Consider the following 18,833-nt stretch of genomic DNA (forward strand, 5'->3'; position numbering starts at 1 on the left):
ACGATCTGTGCGGATGGGTGGCGTGTTCGAGGGTCAGTCGTGCGAGTGCAGCGGCTTGCCGGCGAGCGCCAGGTGGGCCTCGCCGAGAGCTTCGCTCTGCGTCGGGTGGGCGTGGATGAGCTGCGCGACCTCGGCGGGCAGCGCCTCCCAGTTGTAGATGAGCTGCGCCTCGCCGACCTGCTCGCCCATCCGGTCGCCGACCATGTGGATGCCCACGACGGCGCCGTCGCGCACCTGGACGAGCTTGACCTCGCCCGCGGTCTTGAGGATCTTGCTCTTGCCGTTCCCGGCCAGGTTGTACTTGAGCGTGACGACCTTGTCCGCGCCGTACACCTCCTTGGCCTTCGCCTCGCTGATGCCCATCGAGGCGACCTCGGGGTGGCAGTACGTCACCCGCGGCACACCGTCGTAGTCGATCGGCACGGGCTTGAGGCCGGCCACCCGCTCGGCGACGAGGATGCCCTCGGCGAAGCCGACGTGCGCGAGCTGGAGGGTGGGCACCAGGTCGCCCACCGCGGAGATCGTCGGCACGTTGGTGCGCATGTACTCGTCGACCAGGACGTAGCCGCGGTCCATGGCGACGCCCTGCTCCTCGTAGCCGAGGTTCTGCGAGACCGGGCCGCGGCCGATCGCGACCAGCAGCACCTCCGCCTCGAAGGTCTTGCCGTCGGCCAGGGTGACCTTGACGCCGTTGTCGGTGTACTCGGCGCCCTGGAAGAAGGTGCCCAGGTTGAACTTGATGCCGCGCTTGCGGAAGGCCCGCTCCAGCAGCTTCGAGCTGTTCTCGTCCTCGACCGGCACCAGGTGGGGCAGGCCCTCGACGATCGTCACGTCGGTACCGAAGGACTTCCACGCCGAGGCGAACTCGACGCCGATCACGCCACCGCCCAGGATGATCGCCGACTGCGGCACCCGGTCCAGGACCAGGGCGTGGTCGGAGGAGATGACGCGGTTGCCGTCGATGGTCAGGCCCGGCAGCGAGCGCGGTACGGACCCGGTCGCCAGCACGATGTGCCGGCCCTGGATGCGCTGCCCGTTCACATCCACCGAGGTGGGGGAGGAGAGCCGGCCCTCGCCCTCGATGTACGTCACCTTGCGCGAGGCCACCAGGCCCTGCAGGCCCTTGTAGAGGCCGGAGATCACGTCGTCCTTGTACTTGTGGACGGCCGCGATGTCGATGCCCTCGAAGGTCGCCTTCACACCGAACTGCTCGCTCTCACGAGCCTGGTCGGCGATCTCGCCGGCGTGCAGCAGCGCCTTGGTGGGAATGCAGCCCTGGTGCAGACAGGTGCCCCCGAGCTTGTTCTTCTCGATCAGGGCGACGTCGAGTCCAAGCTGTGCGGCACGCAGGGCAGCCGCGTAACCGCCACTGCCACCGCCGAGGATCACTAGGTCGAAAACAGTGCTGGCGTCGTTCGCCACGTCACGTCCTCCATGCATGGGTTCGCCGGAGCCGGTCCACCTAGACCGGACGGCGGCTTTGGTTCGGCCGCTTTGTCTCAAAGGGGGCCCTGTCGTGCCGACCCACATCTTCGCACTTGTTGGCGGGCGGTGAGGCATCGGGCCATGCGGTGTGACGTAGCAGGTACGGCCCCGGGCAGATCACCCAGGGCCGTACGTGACACATCTCACCCGGTCGGCCTTGAATTGCCGCCACGGGTCCGACTTGTCAGAAGAGGTTGCCCTCTGCCGCCGTGCGGGCGAGGCCGACCAGGGTGCGGACGGCCGTGCCGGTGCCGCCCTTGGGGGTGTAGCCGAACGGCGCGCCCTCGTGGAAGGCGGGGCCGGCGATGTCCAGGTGCGCCCAGGTGATGCCCTCGCCGACGAACTCCCGCAGGAACAGCCCGGCGATCAGGCCGCCACCGGGCCGCACCCCCATGTTCGCGATGTCCGCGACCGGCGAGTCGAACGTCTTGCGGAGCTGCTGCGGCAGCGGCATCGGCCAGGAGTCCTCGCCCTCCGCCAGCGCCACGTCGTGCACGGCGGCCCGGAAGTCGTCGTCGTTGGCCATGATCCCGAACCGGCCGTCACCGAGCGCCAGCACCATCGCCCCGGTCAGCGTCGCCACGTCCACGATCGCGTCCGGCGACTCCTCCGAGGCGCGGGCCAGCGCGTCGGCCAGCACCAGGCGGCCCTCGGCGTCGGTGTTCAGCACCTCGACGGTCTTGCCGCTGTACATCTTCAGCACGTCGCCCGGGCGGATCGCGTTGCCGCCGGGCATGTTCTCGGCCAGCGCCAGCCAGCCGGTCACGTTGACCGCCAGGCCGAGCTTCGCGGTCGCCAGCACCGCGCCGAACACGGCGGCCGCGCCGCTCATGTCGCACTTCATCGTCTCGTTGTGCCCCGGGGGCTTCAGCGAGATGCCGCCCGAGTCGTAGGTGATGCCCTTGCCGACGAAGGCGAGCGTGCGGGTCGCCTCGGGGTGGGTGTAGGCGACCTTGACCAGCCGGGGCGGCGTCGCCGAGCCCTGGCCGACGCCGAGGATGCCGCCGTAGCCGCCCTTGGTGAGCGCCTTCTCGTCCAGCACCTCGACCTTCAGGCCGAACTCCTTGCCCGCCTCCTGGGCGGCCGCGGCGAACGCCTTCGGGGTGAGGTCGTTCGGCGGGGTGTTGATCAGGTCGCGGGCCCGGTTGACCTCGGCCGCGACCGCGACGGCGCGCGCGGCGGCGGCCTTGTGCTCCTTGTCGCGCGGCTTCGCGCCGACCACGGCGACCTCGCCGAGCGGCCCGCGCGCGTCCTTCTTGCTGTCGGAGCGGTACGCGGTGAAGGCGTACGCGCCCAGCAGCGCACCGGTCGCGACGGCCTCGACGTCGGCGGCAGTGGCCGCCGGCAGCGCGAAGACGGCCTTCTTGGCGCCGGCCAGAGTGCGGGCGGCGACGCCCGCGGCCTTGCGCAGGGCCTCGGCGTCGTACGGCTCGTGGTTCCCGGCGGGCTCGCCGAGGCCGACCGCGAGCACCACGGGCGCCTTCACGCCGTCGGGCGCGGGCACCTTGGTCGACTCGCCCTCGGCGCCGGACGCGCCCAGGTTCTCAAGGACGGCGGCCAGTTTGCCGCCGAACGCGTCGTCCACGGCGTCCGCTCCCGGCGCCAGGCGCGGGCCTTTTGGGCCTTTGGTCACGCCTACGACGACGGCATCCGCGCGCAGCGCTGCGGCGGAAGAGGCGCTTAGTGTCAGAGCAGTCACGGTGGGTGGGGTCCTAACGGTCGAAGGGGTGCGGGCCGCCACGCCGGCGGAGCGGCCCTCCAACGAGCCTACGCTGCCGCGTTGCGGCTCAGTGGCCGGGCGGGCGGACGTGTCCGCACCCGTCCGGGCGCACCCGCGGGCCCGCGGTCCACGACGGCGGCAACCGGGCGCCGGTACGGGGCGGTTGCCCCGCCGCGGCCTTACCGCCCGAAGCACGGCAGGGATACGACGGGGAGGCGGCGCGCGACACCCGTGCGATGCATCGGTGGCGGCATCGGTGGCGGGCCGTCAGGACGGCGGCCCGTGGCGGCCGGTGGGCCGGAGGTCAGCGCAGCGACAGCACCAGCAGGGCGGCGGTGACGGCGGTCTCGCACAGCGCCCCGAACACGTCGCCGGTCACCCCGCCGAACCGGGCCCGGCACCTGCGCAGCAGCACCTCGGCCGCGGTCACGGCGACGGCGACGGCGAGCAGGAGGCGCAGCCAGGTCAGACCGTGGAAGCCCGCGCCGGCGAGCGCGGCGAGGCCGGCGCACCCCGCGGCCACGGCCCACGCCGTCCGGGCCGGCAGCACCCCGGCGACGGCAGCCCCGAGGCCGCCCGGCCGGGCCGCCGGCACCCCGCGCCGGGCCGCGAGCGTCATCGCGGCGCGCCCCGCCACCGCCCCGGCCACCGCGGACGTGAAACCGTAGACCCACCCGTGCCCGTAGCACGCGGCCAGCGCGGCGACCTGCGCGAGCAGCACCAGCGTCAAGGTCACCACGCCGAAGGGCCCGATGTCGGAGCGCTTCATGATGTCCAGCGCCTGCGCGGGCGGCTTGCCGCTGCCCAACCCGTCGGCGGTGTCGGCCAGTCCGTCGAGGTGCAGCCCCCTGGTCAGTACGGCCGGCACGGCGACCGCGCCCACCGCGGCCAGCAGCGCGCTCGCCCCGGCCGCGCGCAGTCCCGCGCCGACCGCGCCCGCGCCGGCCCCGATCGCCACGCCCACCAGCGGCGCCGCCGCCATCCCGCCGCGCGCGGCCGCCCGGTCCCAGCGGGTCACCCGCACCGGCACCACCGTCAACGTGCCGAACGCGAACCGCAGCGCGTCGCCCGGCCGCGCCCTCGCCTCTGCCTGCGGCCCCGCCGCTGCCTCGTCCACCGCGTGAGGCTACCGCTCCCGCCTCCGCGACCTGCGCGGACCTCAGCGGGGCAGGGCCGGCCACGCCCCTCGGCCGACCAGGTCGAGGACGAGCGCGGCGATGTTCCACGCGTCGTCCTCACCGCTGTGATGGCGTCCTTCGAGCGGCAGCCCGGCGATCTGGAGGGCGCCGCTCATGCCCGGTTTCCGGCGCAGCCCGTGGGCGGTCGTGAACACGGCCTTCGCGTTGGTGTGGGAGCGCTCGGTGGGATGGCCGAAGGGGTACGCCACCGCGTCGGCCTTGCTCTGCCGGGCGAACTGCCTGCGGTCGTACTCGCCCCAGCTCGCCCACGGGCGTTCCTCCGCCGCGTGCTCCGCCACGAGCAGCCGGCACGCCTCCGCGAAGGTGACGCCCCGCGCCACCTCGGCCTGCGTCAGGCCGGTCAGTTCGGTGCAGAACGGGCTCACCGCGGAACGGTGGGGCCGCACTAGGATGCGGTGCCGCGACACCCGGCACCTCGCCCGGAGGTCGACCACGGTGAGGCCGATCTCGATGATCTCGCTCACCGAGCCGGGCGGCGGTTGCCCCTCCCAGCAGGTGGCTTCCACGTCGATCACGTTCAGCAGGGCGGATTCGGCTCCCATCCGGCGAGCGTAGGGCGCCGCACCGGCGGCGGGCACCCGGTTTTCACGGCGGGCCGTACCCGCGCTCGCGCATGGAGGAGGCGAGCAGGACCGCGGGGCGGGCCGGCGCCGTAGCTGCTTGCCGCGGCTACTTGCCGCCTCCGAGCATCCGGCGCAGCAGGCCCGGCCGGCGGGGCGGTCGCGGGGGCTGGATCACCACGTTGCCGCCGGTCAACTTGCCGGTGATGACGATCTGGTGGGTGATGGGGATGCCCTGCGGGCGGTCCTGCGCGTGGCGGTGGCGCACCGAGCCGCCGCGGATGTCGATCTCGTCGGCGTCCACGGAGTAGCCGTCCGGGACGATCAGCCGCAGGTTGCCGCCGCGCAACTCGACGTCCACGTGGGTGACCGCTCCGCGCACCGTCGCGGTGGAGAAGTCCAGCACCACGTTGCCGCCGCGTACCTCCGCTTCCAGGCGGCGCGGTGCCACCCACGGGCCCTCGTACCGCAGGCTCGCGCCGACCCGCCGCACCCGTACGACGTCCTTCGTCCGTACCGCCTCCGCCGGCGTCACCGGCGCCTGCCCGGGCAGGTCCGCGACCAACGGCGCGAGGTCCCCGTACGTCCGTGCCCCGAAGCAGCTCTCCAGCCGCTCCTCCAGCTCCTCCAGGCTCAACCGGCCGTCGCCCGCGGCGACGCGCAACACCTCCGCGACCCGCTCCCGGTCCTCATGCGAGACCCGCTGGTCCAGCTTTTCCCCACCCGCCCACGGCACCGGCTCCTGAGTCATGTCCGGCACCCTATGACAGCCCACCCGCCCGCGCAGCCACCCCCGACTCACAGGGAACGGCCGCGCGGGAACCCGTACTCAGCCCGTGGGTTCGTCGCCCCCGGTGAAGATCTGCTCGGCGGTCCCCGCGGTCAGGGCGCGCCGGAACCACGCGCGCAGGAGGTCCGGGTCGCCGCATGCGGTGACGCGTGAGCGGATGGCGTCGTCGAGGAGACCTCGGGTGGTGAGCAGAAGAAGCAGGGACTCCCTGCCGCTCTCCACACGGCCCTCCGCGCGGCCTTCGTCGCGGAGCTTCTCCGAGGTCTCGGAGCGGAAGAAGGAGAGGTCGACGGCCATGAGGTCCTTCCGGGTGGGGCGACGCGGCGGGCTGGGCTCAGCCGGTGGGTTCGTCGTCCCCGGTGAAGATCTGCTCGGCCGTTTCCGCGGTCAGTGCCCGCTGGAACCATGCGCCGAGGAGGTCCGGGTCGCCGCATGCGGTGACGCGTGAGCGGATGGCGTCGTCAAGGAGCCCTCGGGTGGTGAGCAGGAGAAGCAGGGACTCCCTGCCGCTCTCCACACGGCCCTCCACGCGGCCTTCTACACGGCCTTCGTCGCGGAGCTTCTCCGAGGTCTCGGAGCGGAAGAAGGAGAGGTCGACGGCCATGAGGTCCTTCCAGATGTGTGCTGCCGGGCTGCTGCCCAGTCCGAGTTCGGTGAGCTCCCTGAAGATCGAGGCGGTGGACTCGTCGACCGTCTTCAGGGCGGAAGCCAGTGCCTCCAGCATCATATCTGCTTGGGGATGCTCACCGTGAGTGATCGCGGAGAAAACGGCCAGGGGGATGTCCTTGGCGGCGGCCTCCTTGTCGGTGATGACCGGCACGTTGTGGGGGCCGAGGACCAGGGGGCGGACGGTGAGACTGCGCCAGTGGGAGATCCCGAAGTGGAAGGGCCCCTTGGCCCAGCGGGCCGTCTTCTCGTCCTGGCAGGTGACCAGAAGGACCGGTGGCTTGCGGTACTTGGCCTGCAGGTAGGCCAGGTAGTACGCCCAACTGGCGCCCTTGTCCGGGTCCTTGCGGCTCTGCGCCTCGATGGCGAGCAGGTAGCTCTGGCCGTCGGCGCAGTCGATCTGGAGGAGGGTGTCGAGGCGCCGTTCGAGCGGTTTGAGCTCGGTGACGTCGGTGGGCAGGAGGGAGACCGCGACCGGGTCGGAGAAGGGGAGTCCGAGGCGGCGGAAGGTCCGGGCGAAGATGCCGGCGTCCTCATGGAAGATCCGGTGCATCGCCTCATGCGATGAGGTGACCATAACCACGGAGCGTAGGTGGTCGTTTACATGCAGAAACGATCAGTCGGTGGCATCTCCGCTTGGCCGAGCGAACGGACAACGGCCGGCCCGGCGCGCGCCCCGTGATGAGGGGCGCGCGCCGGGCCGGTGGAGCAAGAGCGTCGTCACACAGTCAGTTGAGCGTGAACTTCTGCGCCGCGGACCCGTTGCAGTCCCAGATCCGCAGCCTCGTGCCGTTGCCGGTCGCGCCGTTGGGGGAGTCGAGGCAGCGGCCGGACTGGGGGTTGAAGAGGGAGCCGTCGGACTGCTGCTGCCAGACCTGGCCGCCGACTCCGTTGCAGTCCCAGAGTTCGACCTCGGTGCCGTTGGCCGTGCCGTTGCCGATGATGTCGAGGCAGCGGCCGATCGTGCTGAGGGAGCCGTTGGTGTGGTGGGTCCAGTACTGGTCCTCCGCGTAGGACTGGCAGTTCCAGAGCTGGACCGCGGAGCCGTCGGTGCCGGTGTCGTCGGCCGCGACGTCGACGCACTGCCCGCCCGGCCCGGTGATCGTGCCCTGGGGGCCGTTGGGGATGTTCGTCTCGCCGGAGTAGCCGACGGAGACGACGTTCGCCTGGACCGCGTCCTCGGCGGCGTCGGTCGGGTAGCCGGAGACCATCACGCCCTCGAAGAACGTCCCCATGTTCCGGTTGCTGTTGTCGCCGCCGGTGCCCAGGATGATGCCGCCCTCCTGCTGCATCGGCATGTAGCCGCCTCTGGTCGGCAGCGATCCGTTCCACCATGTCGACAGGCCGCCGGACTGCGAGTTGCCGCCCTTCAGGGCGTACGTCGTCTGCCCGTTGTTCTTCAGCACGGCGGTGACGAAGGTGCTGTTGTTCCCGGCGTTGGCGGTGTTGGAGCCGTTGTCGCCCTGGAACATGCCGTTCTCCATGTCCGCCTCGACCCAGGGGCCCGAACCGGTGCACGGTGCGAAGTAGCAGGTGGTCGCGATGGACACGGCGTCCATGTGGCCGTTGCCGGTGTCGGCCGCGGTGGACTCCGCGTTGCCGTAGTCGAAGCAGCAGTCGGAGCCGACGTGGGTGCCGCTGGCCACCATGTACGCGCCCTCAGGCTGGCCATGGACCGCGGTGCCGGACGCGGCGCCGTTCGAGCGGTAGCCGACGCCCGGTGAGATCCAGATGCCGTACACCTTGTGGCCGCCCGCGGTGACGGCGAGTTCGCTCGCGTCGGCGCCCCGGTCCGCGCTGCCCGCGGTGCCGGCCGGCCCCGGGTCGAGGTCGTTGTGCCGGGGCGACTGGTCGTAGACCTTGCTGATGCTGCACGTGGTGTCCGCGCAGAACGAGTCCTGCGTGGCGGCGTTCGCGTAACCGCCCTGCGCCAGCAGCCCGACGTCGGTCCTGGCCCCGTCGGAGGCCCGGGTCACCTGGTACAGCGGGCCGTCGTACGAGGCGTAGAGGGCGCGGGTGGTGCTGTGCGCGGCCACGCACGGGGTGCCCGCGGCGGCGTAGATGTCGCACGGCAGCGAGTCGGCGGCGTGCGCCGACGTGCCGGGCAGGCTGATCAGCAGGCCGACCACGAGCGCGAGCGCGGCGACGGCCGACAGCAGGATTCCGCGCAACCGGGGGACATGTCCTCGTCCCACGGCCGCGGTTGGGTCAGTGTGCATGGCGCGCTCCTGTGGTGGGGGGTGGTGGGAGCTTGCTTCAACTTGACGCTACGGCAGCCGATTTCAGCCGCGGTCCGGCTTCCGGCGGCTCGCTGGGAAGGTACGCGCGCTGATTGGTTGGGTCAACATTTGTTGCTTTCATTTTTCTGAGAGCGCGTTCACCTGTCCGAATCTGTGCGTTTCCCGGCGGCGGAATTCCGCCGCGGTGCCCTCCCGGCGGCAACGTTCCGCGAGGTCAGGGGCGTTGGGGGCGGACCAGGCCGGATTCGTAGGCGGCGACGACGAGTTGGGCACGGTCGTGGGCCGCGAGTTTGGCCATGGTGTGGTTGATATGGGTCTTCACGGTGAGCGGGCTGACCCCGAGGCGGGCGGCGATCGCGTCGTTGGGGAGGCCGCCGGCGACCTCGATGAGGACCTCGCGCTCGCGGGAGGTGAGGGTGTCCAGGCCCGGCACGGTGCGCGGTTCGTCATCGACGCCGTGCTGCTGGGCGACGAACCGGGAGATCAGGCTCCTCGTGGCGGCGGGGGAGAGCAGCGCCTCACCCTTGGCCACGGTGCGGATCGCACTGAGCAGCTCGTCCGGCTCGGCGCCCTTCCCGAGGAACCCGGAGGCGCCGGCGAGGATCGCCCGCACCACGTACTCGTCCGCCTCGAAGGTGGTCAGCACCAGCACCGCGGTCCTGGCGAGTTCGGGGTCGGCGAGGATCTCCCGGGTGGCCGCGATCCCGTCGGTGCCCGGCATCCGGATGTCCATCAGCACCACGTCCGGCCGCTCGGCCCGCACCAGCCGGACGGCCTCGGCCCCGTCCACCGCCTCGCCCACCACGACCATGTCCGGCTCGGACTCCACCAGCATGCGCAACGCGCCCCGCAGCAACGCCTGGTCGTCGGCGAGCAGCACCTTCACGACGCCGAGCGGGGGAACCTCACCGTTGCCAAGGGTCGTCGCCATACGGCCAGGTTACGGGGACGGCGTCGCCGAACCGTGCGGGGGCACCGTCAGCGGCAGCCGGACCGAGACGCGGAAGCCGCCGCCGGGCCGGGCGCCGGTGCGGCAGACCCCGCCGAGCGCGGAGGCGCGTTCGTGCATGCCGAGCAGGCCGTGGCCGCCCCCCGCTCCTCCCGCGCCGCCTCCCGCTCCTCCCGCGCCCGTGCCGCCTCCCGCTCCTCCCGCGCCGCCCCCCGCTCCTCCCGCGCCCGTGCCGCGCGCCGGAGCACCCGCGTCCGCGCCGCCCGCCGCCGTACGCACGCGCTCCGGCGCCCCGCCGCGCGCCTCCTCCGGCCCGCCGCGGTCCCGCGCCACGCCGGCGTCCTGCTCCGGCACCGCCCCGCCGAACAGCGGCGACACCGGCCCGGCCGCGGCCCCGGGCGCGCCGTCGTCGTCCACCACGACCCGCAACTCGCCGCCGGCCCGGCTGATCCGCACCACCGCGCCCGCCTGCGGCCCGGCGTGCTTCTGCACGTTGGTCAGCGACTCCTGGATCACCCGGTACGCGGTCAGGTCCACGGACGCGGGCAGCGCGGGCGGCTCCGCCCCGTCCGGCCCCTGGCCCTCGCACTCGACCGCGACCCGCAGCCCCGCCCGCCGGAAGCCGTCCAGCAACTGGTCCAGCACCGCCAGCCCCGGCGCCGGCTCCATCGGCGCCTCGGGCTCGCCGGACTGCCGCAGCAGCCCCACGGTGGTGCGCAGCTCGGCCAGCGCGGTCCGGCTCGCCTCGCGGACGTGGGCGAGGGCCTGCTTGGCCTGGTCCGGGCGGGAGTCCATGACATGCGCGGCCACGCCCGCCTGGACGTTGACCAGCGCGATGTGGTGGGCGACGACGTCGTGCAGCTCGCGGGCGATCCGCATCCGCTCCTCGGCGACCCGCCGCCGCGCCTCCTGCTCCCGGCTGCGCTCGGCCCGCTCCGCGCGCTCCTCGATCGCGGTGATGTACGCCCGGCGGCTGCGCACCGCGTCACCGGCCGCGGCCGCCATCCCGGTCCACGCGAAGACCGCGAAGTTCGCCTGGCCGTACCAGGGGCCGTTGCCGAAGGACATCGCGAGCGCGGTCAGCCCGACGCAGACCGCGAGACCGGTCAGCCACGTGGTGTGCCGGTCGGTACGGGCCGCGACCGTGAACAGCGCCATCGCCGCCGCCAGGATCACCGGGACCCGGCCGTCGGCCGGGCGCAGCGCGGTGAACACGGCGCACAACGCGCAGGTGAAGGCGAGCACCGACCACGGGGCGCGGCGGCGCAGGCTCAGCGAGGCGCAGGCGGGCGCGGCCAGGCCGACGTCCACCGGGCTCAGCTGGTAGGTGTCCGCGCCCAGCACGCTGCCCAGCAGGATCACCACGAAGACGGCTGCCGCCAGCCCGGCGTCGGCCGTGGTCTGGTGGGCCCGCAGCCACTGCCACGGCGCGAGGACTCCCGATGGGTACTGCACGGTAAGCAACGGTAATACCCCCCGCGGGGTGCCCGGCCGTCTTGAGCTCCTTCCGCGGAGGGAGCCGCACACACGCAGGGGCGCGGGGAACCGCGCGCTCAGCCACGTCGCGGCCCCCGCGGGTCGTCACCGACCCGAAGGGGCTGTCGCTGTCGTGTCCGGACCACCGGCCGGGGGCCGGTTGCCCGCGCAGTTCCCCGCGCCCCTGCTGGGCACTGTTGTGACGGCGGACCTGCCCCAGAGGGGCTATCCCGGGATGAGGCCGTCGTCGTTGAGCATGTCGCGGACCGTCTCCAGGGTGGCGTCCGGTGCCGGGAGGATCAGCTCCGAGGGCATCAGGGCGTCGTCGGGGAGAGGTTCACCGAAGCCGCGGACGCCGTCGAGGAGGGCGCTGAGGGTTCGGCGGAAAGCGGGCTCGTCGCCGGACTGGACGGCGGCGAGCAGTTCGGTGTCGAGCTTGTTGAGCGCGGTGAGGTGGGAGTCCTCCACCTGCACCTGGCCCTCCCCCATGATCCGTACGATCACGACGGCTCCTCCGTAAGGCTCGGTAGGGCGACTAGTTCTTGTCGAACCGGGGCGTGTCCTGGGGCTGCCCCTGGGTGCCCTGGCCGCTCTGACCGCCCTCGATCGCCGGGGTGCTGCCACTGCCGCCGGCCAGCTCCGCCTTCATCCGCTGGAGTTCCAGCTCGACGTCGCTGCCGCCGGAGAGCCGGTCCAGCTCCGCCTGGAGGTCGTCCTTGGCGAGGCCGCTCGGGTCGTCCAGGGCGCCGGAGGCCATCAGCTCGTCGAGGGCACCGGCCCGCGCGCGCAGCTGCTCGGTCTTGTCCTCGGCACGCTGGATCGCCATGCCGACGTCGCCCATCTCCTCGGAGATACCCGAGAACGCCTCGCCGATCTGCGTCTGCGCCTGGGCCGCGGTGTACGTGGCCTTGATGGTCTCCTTCTTCGTGCGGAAGGCGTCCACCTTGGCCTGCAACCGCTGGGAGGCGAGCGTGAGCTTCTCCTCCTCGCCCTGGAGCTGGGTGTGCTGCGTCTCCAGGTCGGTGACCTGCTGCTGGAGCGCGGCCCGGCGGGACAGCGCCTCGCGGGCCAGATCCTCCCGGCCGAGCGCGAGCGCCTTGCGGCCCTGGTCCTCGTAGGTGGATGACTTCTTGTTCAGCTCGTTGAGCTGCAATTCCAGCCGCTTGCGGGACGTGGCCACGTCGGCCACTCCTCGGCGCACCTTCTGAAGCAGCTCAAGCTGCTTCTGGTACGAGTAGTCGAGGGTCTCGCGCGGGTCCTCGGCCCGGTCCAGGGCCTTGTTGGCCTTCGCGCGGAAGATCATTCCCATCCGCTTCATGACACCGCTCATGGGCCTCGCGCGCCCCCTTCTCGGCAACTGCTCCAGCACCTCTACAGACCCCAGCCTACGGGCCTTGGTTCCATTACCGCACTGTTCGGGATCGGATGCGGTCATCCGTAGGGACGATCACGGTTCGGTGACCTAGGGCCCAAGGAGTACGTGAGGGGCTGGGGTGCGGCGCCGGAACCACGTAACCTGGGAGATGTGTTCCGACGTCGTTCCCATGATGAGCAGGCCCAGAGCGCCAGTAACACGGCGCTGCTGGAGGACCAGTCGCGTGACCCGCAGGCTCCCAAGGGCCGCCCCACGCCCAAGCGAAGCGAGGCGCAGAGCCAGCGCCGTAAGGCGGTGAGCACGCCCACCGACCGGAAGTCGGCGGCGAAGCAGGCCCGGGAGGCCCGCAGGGTTGACATGGCCAAGCAGCGCCAGGCGCTGGCCGGGGGCGACGAGCGCTACCTGCCGCCGCGCGACAAGGGACCGGTGCGCAAGTTCGTCCGGGACTACGTCGACTCCCGCTACCGCGTCGCGGAGTTCTTCCTGCCGCTGGCGGTCGTGATCCTGGTGCTGAGCATCGCCGGCTCCATGCAGGACCTGTCGCTGCTGCTGTGGCTGGTCGTGATCGTGGGGATCGTGATCGACTCGGTGGTCACCAGCGTGCTGCTGCGCCGCCAGCTCCGGCTGCGGTTCGCGGACAAGAACACCAAGGGCGCGACCGCCTACGCACTGATGCGGACCCTCCAGATGCGGCGGCTGCGGCTGCCGAAGCCGCAGGTCAGCCGCGGCACCAAACTCTGACCGGAGGGCACGGGGGCCCGGCGGGGTACGACTACGGATACGGCGACGGCGCGCCCGGCGGTATGCCCGGCGGCGCCGCCGGTCCGCATGGTGGGCCGGCCGGCTCCGGCGACGGGTCGGGGGCCGGCGACGGGTTCGCCACGGGCTTCGGCCGAGGCGGCGGGCCGGGGCCGGCACTTCCGGGCGGACCCGGCTCGGGCGGCTTCACCGGCGGCGCCGACAGCTGGCTTGCCGGGCTCGGCGGACTGCGGAACACCGTCCGCCAGGAACTGGTCGCCCGCCAGCTCGACGAGCAGCTGGACGCGTGCTTCCCGCAGCCGGCCGGCGCGCACGCCCGGCGCCGGCTGCGGGTGCTGGACATCGGCCCCGGCCAGGGCACCCAGTCGCTGCGGCTGGCCCGGCTCGGCCACCTGGTCACCGGCCTGGAGTCCGACCCGGCGATGCTGGCTGCGCTCCATCAGGCGGTCGCGGCAGAGCCCGCTGACGTCCGCGAGCGCTTCGTGCTGCTGCGCGGCGACGGCCGCGAGACCGGCCGGCACTTCGGCCCCGCCTGCTTCGACGTGGTGCTCTGCCACGGCGTGCTGATGTACGTCCCCGACCCCGAGCCGCTGCTCGCCGCGCTGGCCCGCGTGCTCACCCCGGGCGGCCTGCTGTCCCTGCTGGTGCGCAACGGCGACGCGCTCGCCATGCGCCCGGGCCTGTTCGGCGACTGGACGGCCGCGCTGGGCGCCTTCGGCTCCGACGCTTACACCAACCGGCTCGGCCTGGCCACCCGCGCCGACCGCCGCGCGGCACTGACCGCGGTGCTCGACGGCATCGGGGTACCGCTGCGCGCCTGGTACGGCGTGCGGATCTTCACCGACAGCGCCCCCGACCTGGCGCTGATCCCGCCCGACCCGCACGAGCTGGACCTGCTGCTGGCGGCCGAGGAGCAGGCGGGCCGGACCGACCCGTACCGCGCGGTGGCCGCGCTGCTCCACCTGTGCGGGGTACGGGGCTGACCGGGGTACGAGGCTGAGCGGAGCGCCGCGCTGAGCTGCGTACCGCGCCGAGCGGTCATACGACCCGATTGGCGGTCCGGGCCGCGCCACGGGACTTCGCGAAAGCGACAATTCGGGCATGAGTCGATCGCGCAACGACCACCGCCGCCACCGTTTCCTGCTGCCCGCCACCGGTACCGCCGTGGCGTGCACCGCCGTCCTGCTCGCCTCCGGATGCAGTCCCTCGCCCCGCGCCGCGTCCGACGCCGGCCCCGGGGCACCCGTCGCCAAGGCCGCGGTGGACAAGGCCGGCTCCTCGGACGCCCTGCAGAACGCCTACCAGAGCACCGTCAAGAACGTGCTGCCCTCGGTCGTCCAGATCACCACCAAGCAGGACCTCGGGTCCGGCGTCGTCTACGACAGCAAGGGCGACATCGTCACCAACGCGCACGTCATCGGGAACGCCACCTCGTTCCAGGTGTCGCTGGCCACCGGTGGCAGCCCGCTGGCCGCCAGGCTCGTGTCGTCCTATCCCGCGGGCGACCTCGCCGTCATCCGGCTCTCCTCGGTGCCCAAGGGACTCAAGCCGGCCACCTTCGCGCCGGGCGGCACCGCCGCCGTCGGGGAGATCGTGCTCGCCATGGGCAACCCGCTCGGCCTGTCCAGCAGCGTCACCCAGGGCATCGTCTCCGCGACGGGGCGCACCGTCAGCGAGAGCGGTTCCGACGGCTCCAGCGGCTCCAGCGGCGGCACCGGGGCCACCATCCCCGACATGGTGCAGACGTCCGCGGCGATCAACCCCGGCAACAGCGGCGGCGCGCTGGTCAACCTCGACAACCAGGTGATCGGCATCCCCACCCTCGCCGCCACCGACCCCCAACTCGGCAGCGGCGCGGCGCCCGGGATCGGGTTCGCCATCCCCTCCTCCGCGGTCAAGCGGATCGCCGACCAGATCATCAAGAGCGGCAAGGTCACCGACTCCGGGCGGGCCGCGCTCGACGTGACCGTCCGCGGGGTCGTCGGATCGAACTTCCAGCCGGCCGGCGCGGCGATCGTCAGCGCGACGAAGGGGGGCGCCGCCGCGAAGGCCGGGCTGAAGGCCGGGGACGTGATCACGAAGGTCGGCTCCACGCCGATCACCACGGTGCAGTCGCTGACGGAGGTGCTGGCGGAGCTCAAGCCGGGCGACAAGGTCAAGGTCACGTATGTGCGGGACTCCAGCACGAAGACGGCCGAGGTCACCCTCGGGTCATTGACCTGACCTGACTGGACCTGACCTGACCCGCCCGGGTGCCCCGTCCCGCGCGTTCCGGGACCTTCCGGTGGGTGCGCGGCCGGCCACCCTGGGACCGGAAGGCCCCGGCACATCCGCAACCGGGCGACCCGGGGGGCCCGTTACGGCTCGTCCGTCGCCGCTTCGTCGGTTGGCGAGGAGAGGCTCATGGGGCCGTAGACGCGGGTGCCGTCCTCGAAGAGGGTGACCTGGTCGGCGCCGCCGGCGGCAAGCTCTTTCCAGACCTCGCCGACCCACGACTCGGCGTCGCCCTGGGTGGGGAACTCCTCCGGCTGCACCGCGGGCTCCACCTCGGTGCCGTCAGCCGCCTCGAACCGCCACGTCCACGCCATGTGCTTCTCCTCGGTCCGGGAAATGGAGGACAGTGCCCAGGAAGCGTATCTGCACGATTCGCCGGGGCATCGATGATCCTTCCAGCGCGCCCCGGAGCCGTCGAGAGGGCGCCCCGAAGTCGCCACGGGCCAGGGTGCCCCGGGCGTCGTACGGCAGCCGCTTGGGCGGCCCCCGCGCGCCCGCGCCCGGCGGGCGCGAGACGATCGTCCCGTGGAACTGACTCTGCTCGGCACCGGCGGCCCCGAGGGCCTGCCGGTGCCCGACTGCCCTTGTGCCGTCTGCGCCCTCGCCACGGGGGAGGGGGCGCGCGGCGCCACTTCGGTGCTCGTCGACGGCGTCGTGCTGCTCGACCTGGTCCCGGGGGCCGCGCTGGCCGCGGCCCGCGCCGGACAGACCCTCGGCGGGCTACGCCTCGTACTGCTGTCGCATCCGCACGACGGCCCGCCGGTGGAGATCCCGCCCGGGCTGCCCGCGCCGGCCCGGGTGCCGGACGGGCAGCGGCTGTCGGTGCTGACCGGGCACCGGGTGCGTGCCGTCGCGACCGACGCGCTCGGCACCGGGTACGAGGTCGAGTCGCCGCAGGGGCTGCGCGTGCTGTACCTGCCGCCGGGATGCGCCCCGGCGGGCCTCGCGGACAACGGCGACCACGCTGCCGGGGCGGACGCGGTGCCGTACGACATGGTGCTGCTCGACGTGGTCGGGCGGCCCGACGCGCTCGCCCGGCTGCGGGCGGTCGGCGCCGTCGCCGGAACCACCGACGTGGTGGCGGTCCACCTCGGCCACGACGCGCCGCCCGGGCCCGAACTCGCCCGCCGCCTTGCCGCGCTCGGTGCCCGCGCGGTGCCCGACGGCACGACCCTGGTCGTCGGCGACTACCAGAACGTCCCCGACCTGCCGCGCCGCACCCTCGTCCTCGGTGGCGCGCGCTCCGGCAAGTCCGCCGAGGCCGAACGGCGCCTCGCCGCCTTCCCCGACGTCCTTTACGTCGCCACCGGCGGCACCCGCGACGGCGACGCGGAGTGGGCCGAACGCGTCACCGCGCACCGTGCGCGCCGCCCCGCAGGCTGGCGCACCATCGAGACCTGCGATCTGCTGCCGCTGCTCGCTGACCCCGCGGGGGCGCCGCTGCTCGTGGACTGCCTCTCCCTGTGGCTGACCCACGCGATGGACGCGGCCGGCGCCTGGGACGACGAGACCTGGCACCGGACCGGGGCGGCGGCCGTCCAGGCCGACATCGACGCCCTCCGCGCCGCCTGGCGCGCCACCCGCCGTACGGTCGTCGCCGTCTCCAACGAGGTCGGCTCCGGCGTCGTCCCCGCCACCTCCGCGGGGCGTCGCTTCCGCGACATCCTCGGCCACCTCAACGCCACCCTCGCGGAGGAGTCCGAGCACGTCCTCCTCACCGTCTCAGGGCTCCCCATCCCCCTCCGCTGACACGCTGCCCCTGCCCCCCGGGCTGCCCGATGCCGACGCACCCTTCCTCCGCGAGGAAGCCGCACATCCCCCAGGGGCGCGGGGAACGGCGCGCGGTCGGGAACCGGATCGTGACCGAGGCGGCGCGTAGCCGAGGGGCGCGGGGAACTGCGCGAGCAACCCACCACCGGCGTGCGGCCGGGAATGGACCGTGACCGAGATGGCGCGTAGCCGAAGGGGCGCGGGGAACGGCGCGCTGAGCAGGCCACCGGCCTGGGGTCGGGAACCGGATCGTGACCGAGGCGGCGCGTAGCCGAGGGGCGCGGGGAACTGCGCGAGCAACCCACCACCGGCGTGCGGCCGGGAACCGGACCGTGACCGAGGCGGCGCGTAGCCGAGGGGGCGCGGGGAACGGCGCGAGCGACCACCACCGACAGGTGGTCCCTCAACCGACAGAACACAGCAGCCTGGAGGGTCCGCGCAGCCAAGCGCAGCGGACCGGTACTGTTCGGCGGGTGAGTGGGATTGAGATGGACGACTTCGGGGCCCTGGTGGAGCGACCGGACGCGGGTGTGCGCCGGGACTCGCAGGAACGCTGGAGCGGGCTGGTGCAGCCGTCCGGCGGGCTGGGGAAGGTCGCCGAACTGGCGGACTGGCTCGCCGCGGTGCAGGGGCAGGTGGTGGCGCGGCCGATCACCCGGCCCCGCGCGCTGGTCTTCGCCGCGGACCACGGCGTCGCGTCGCTGGACGTGTCGGCGCGGCCCGCGGGCAGCACCGCGGAGCTGGTACGGGCGGCCCTCGACGGCACCTCGCCCGCCGCGATCCTGGCCCGGCAGTACGGCGCGGAGCTGCGCATCGTGGACATGGCGGTCGACTGCGACCCGGCGGAGCTGCCCGCACCGGTCACCGCGCACCGGGTACGGCGCGGCTCGGGCCGGCTCGACATCGAGGACGCGCTGAGCCCCGAGGAGACGGAGAAGGCGTTCCGCACCGGGCTCGCGCTGGCCGACGAGGAGGCCGACTCCGGTACGGACCTCGTGCTCCTGGGTGACCTCAGCGTCGGCGGCACCACGGCCGCGGGTGTGCTCATCGCCGCGCTCTGCGGCACCGACGCCTCCGTGGTGACCGGGCGGGGGTCCGGCATCGACGACCTCGCCTGGATGCGGAAGTGCGCGGCGATCCGGGACGGGTTGCGCCGCGCGCGGCCCGTACTCGGGGATCAGCTCGCGCTGCTCGGGGCGGTCGGCGGGGCCGACTTCGCCGCGATCACCGGGTTCCTGCTGCAGGCCGCGGTGCGTAAGCTGCCCGTCGTTCTCGACGGTGTGGTCAGCGCGGCCTGCGCGCTGGTCGCCCAGCGGGTCGCCTTCCGCGCGCCCGACTGGTGGGTGGCCGGGGCCGGCACCGGTGAGGCCGGGCAGGCCAAGGCGCTCGACCGGGTGTCCCTCGAACCTCTCCTCGACCGTGCCGTGGCCGTCGGCGGAGCCGCCGGCTCCCTCATGGCGCTCCCCCTCCTCCAGGCCGCAGCCGCGCTTTCCGCTGGGCTCGGACCCTCCGAAGAGCCCCAGCCCGTCGACTGAGGGACCTCGCGACCAGCCACCCACCCGCAGGTGGC

The 18,833-nt window shown here is 73.2% G+C and carries 18 protein-coding genes; 5 read left to right on the plus strand and 13 right to left on the minus strand.

Annotated elements, in window-relative coordinates; translation table 11 throughout:
• Nucleotides 1-33: 33 nt before the first annotated feature.
• The 12 genes from lpdA to OG896_RS29875 form a co-directional block, all read right to left on the minus strand.
• Nucleotides 34-1,422 carry a dihydrolipoyl dehydrogenase gene (lpdA, locus tag OG896_RS29820; protein WP_329370305.1) on the minus strand — a complete coding sequence of 463 codons (1,389 nt, stop codon included), beginning with the start codon at nucleotides 1,420-1,422 and terminating at the stop codon, nucleotides 34-36.
• 247 nt (nucleotides 1,423-1,669) lie between these two features.
• Nucleotides 1,670-3,184, minus strand: coding sequence for a leucyl aminopeptidase (locus OG896_RS29825; RefSeq protein ID WP_329370306.1), 1,515 nt, complete (start codon nucleotides 3,182-3,184; stop codon nucleotides 1,670-1,672).
• A 325-nt stretch (nucleotides 3,185-3,509) separates the two neighbouring features.
• Nucleotides 3,510-4,322, minus strand: coding sequence for an adenosylcobinamide-GDP ribazoletransferase (locus OG896_RS29830; RefSeq protein WP_329370308.1), 813 nt, complete (start codon nucleotides 4,320-4,322; stop codon nucleotides 3,510-3,512).
• Between the two features lie 42 nt (nucleotides 4,323-4,364).
• Nucleotides 4,365-4,946, minus strand: coding sequence for a 3'-5' exonuclease (locus tag OG896_RS29835; RefSeq protein ID WP_329370310.1), 582 nt, complete (start codon nucleotides 4,944-4,946; stop codon nucleotides 4,365-4,367).
• Between the two features lie 127 nt (nucleotides 4,947-5,073).
• Nucleotides 5,074-5,715 carry a DUF1707 SHOCT-like domain-containing protein gene (locus OG896_RS29840; protein WP_329370312.1) on the minus strand — a complete coding sequence of 214 codons (642 nt, stop codon included), beginning with the start codon at nucleotides 5,713-5,715 and terminating at the stop codon, nucleotides 5,074-5,076.
• A gap of 78 nt (nucleotides 5,716-5,793) precedes the next feature.
• Nucleotides 5,794-6,051 carry a hypothetical protein gene (locus OG896_RS29845; RefSeq protein ID WP_329370314.1) on the minus strand — a complete coding sequence of 86 codons (258 nt, stop codon included), beginning with the start codon at nucleotides 6,049-6,051 and terminating at the stop codon, nucleotides 5,794-5,796.
• Between the two features lie 37 nt (nucleotides 6,052-6,088).
• On the minus strand, nucleotides 6,089-6,997 hold the full coding sequence (locus tag OG896_RS29850; protein WP_329370316.1) for a hypothetical protein: 909 nt from the start codon (nucleotides 6,995-6,997) through the stop codon (nucleotides 6,089-6,091).
• Nucleotides 6,998-7,148: 151 nt separating this feature from the next.
• Nucleotides 7,149-8,639 carry an arabinofuranosidase catalytic domain-containing protein gene (locus OG896_RS29855; protein ID WP_329370317.1) on the minus strand — a complete coding sequence of 497 codons (1,491 nt, stop codon included), beginning with the start codon at nucleotides 8,637-8,639 and terminating at the stop codon, nucleotides 7,149-7,151.
• Nucleotides 8,640-8,874: 235 nt separating this feature from the next.
• Complete coding sequence (locus OG896_RS29860) at nucleotides 8,875-9,591, minus strand: response regulator transcription factor (RefSeq protein ID WP_329370318.1); 717 nt, start codon at nucleotides 9,589-9,591, stop codon at nucleotides 8,875-8,877.
• 9 nt (nucleotides 9,592-9,600) lie between these two features.
• Nucleotides 9,601-11,064 carry a sensor histidine kinase gene (locus OG896_RS29865; RefSeq protein ID WP_443057174.1) on the minus strand — a complete coding sequence of 488 codons (1,464 nt, stop codon included), beginning with the start codon at nucleotides 11,062-11,064 and terminating at the stop codon, nucleotides 9,601-9,603.
• A gap of 246 nt (nucleotides 11,065-11,310) precedes the next feature.
• Complete coding sequence (gene pspAA / locus OG896_RS29870; protein ID WP_328463113.1) at nucleotides 11,311-11,589, minus strand: PspA-associated protein PspAA; 279 nt, start codon at nucleotides 11,587-11,589, stop codon at nucleotides 11,311-11,313.
• A 31-nt stretch (nucleotides 11,590-11,620) separates the two neighbouring features.
• Entirely contained in the window at nucleotides 11,621-12,415 is a 795-nt protein-coding gene (locus OG896_RS29875; protein WP_329370320.1) for a PspA/IM30 family protein, read from the minus strand.
• Nucleotides 12,416-12,610: 195 nt separating this feature from the next.
• Between OG896_RS29875 and OG896_RS29880 the strand changes: the two genes are divergently transcribed.
• The 3 genes from OG896_RS29880 to OG896_RS29890 all read left to right on the plus strand — a co-directional run bounded on the left by OG896_RS29880 (nucleotide 12,611) and on the right by OG896_RS29890 (nucleotide 15,442).
• Entirely contained in the window at nucleotides 12,611-13,201 is a 591-nt protein-coding gene (locus OG896_RS29880) for a DUF3043 domain-containing protein (protein ID WP_329370322.1), read from the plus strand.
• Between the two features lie 269 nt (nucleotides 13,202-13,470).
• Nucleotides 13,471-14,202, plus strand: a complete 732-nt coding sequence (locus OG896_RS29885) for a class I SAM-dependent methyltransferase (RefSeq protein ID WP_329374370.1) — start codon at nucleotides 13,471-13,473, stop codon at nucleotides 14,200-14,202.
• Between the two features lie 118 nt (nucleotides 14,203-14,320).
• Entirely contained in the window at nucleotides 14,321-15,442 is a 1,122-nt protein-coding gene (locus OG896_RS29890; protein ID WP_329370324.1) for a S1C family serine protease, read from the plus strand.
• 134 nt (nucleotides 15,443-15,576) lie between these two features.
• Here the strand turns inward: OG896_RS29890 and OG896_RS29895 are convergent, their stop codons facing one another.
• A complete protein-coding gene (locus OG896_RS29895) occupies nucleotides 15,577-15,807 on the minus strand; it encodes a hypothetical protein (RefSeq protein WP_328463108.1) in 231 nt (76 codons plus the stop codon).
• A 211-nt stretch (nucleotides 15,808-16,018) separates the two neighbouring features.
• Here OG896_RS29895 and OG896_RS29900 point away from each other — a divergent pair, with 211 nt between their 5' ends.
• The gene (locus OG896_RS29900) at nucleotides 16,019-17,242 is read left to right on the plus strand and encodes a bifunctional adenosylcobinamide kinase/adenosylcobinamide-phosphate guanylyltransferase (RefSeq protein WP_329370326.1); all 1,224 of its coding nucleotides are present in this window, start codon (nucleotides 16,019-16,021) and stop codon (nucleotides 17,240-17,242) included.
• A 494-nt stretch (nucleotides 17,243-17,736) separates the two neighbouring features.
• A complete protein-coding gene (locus tag OG896_RS29905) occupies nucleotides 17,737-18,798 on the plus strand; it encodes a nicotinate-nucleotide--dimethylbenzimidazole phosphoribosyltransferase (protein ID WP_329370328.1) in 1,062 nt (353 codons plus the stop codon).
• Nucleotides 18,799-18,833 lie beyond the last annotated feature (35 nt).

It is taken from the genome of Streptomyces sp. NBC_00669 (assembly GCF_036226785.1).
Lineage (GTDB): Bacteria > Actinomycetota > Actinomycetes > Streptomycetales > Streptomycetaceae > Actinacidiphila.

Excerpts from the sequence above, each read along its gene's own strand:
- OG896_RS29855 (WP_329370317.1), bottom strand. The coding sequence starts at position 8,639 with ATGCACACTGACCCAACCGCGGCCGTGGGACGAGGACATGTCCCCCGG.
- OG896_RS29835 (WP_329370310.1), bottom strand. The coding sequence starts at position 4,946 with ATGGGAGCCGAATCCGCCCTGCTGAACGTGATCGACGTGGAAGCCACC.
- OG896_RS29850 (WP_329370316.1), bottom strand. The coding sequence starts at position 6,997 with ATGGTCACCTCATCGCATGAGGCGATGCACCGGATCTTCCATGAGGAC.
- OG896_RS29845 (WP_329370314.1), bottom strand. The coding sequence starts at position 6,051 with ATGGCCGTCGACCTCTCCTTCTTCCGCTCCGAGACCTCGGAGAAGCTC.
- OG896_RS29890 (WP_329370324.1), top strand. The coding sequence starts at position 14,321 with ATGAGTCGATCGCGCAACGACCACCGCCGCCACCGTTTCCTGCTGCCC.
- OG896_RS29895 (WP_328463108.1), bottom strand. The coding sequence starts at position 15,807 with ATGGCGTGGACGTGGCGGTTCGAGGCGGCTGACGGCACCGAGGTGGAG.
- OG896_RS29860 (WP_329370318.1), bottom strand. The coding sequence starts at position 9,591 with ATGGCGACGACCCTTGGCAACGGTGAGGTTCCCCCGCTCGGCGTCGTG.
- OG896_RS29875 (WP_329370320.1), bottom strand. The coding sequence starts at position 12,415 with ATGAGCGGTGTCATGAAGCGGATGGGAATGATCTTCCGCGCGAAGGCC.
- OG896_RS29840 (WP_329370312.1), bottom strand. The coding sequence starts at position 5,715 with ATGACTCAGGAGCCGGTGCCGTGGGCGGGTGGGGAAAAGCTGGACCAG.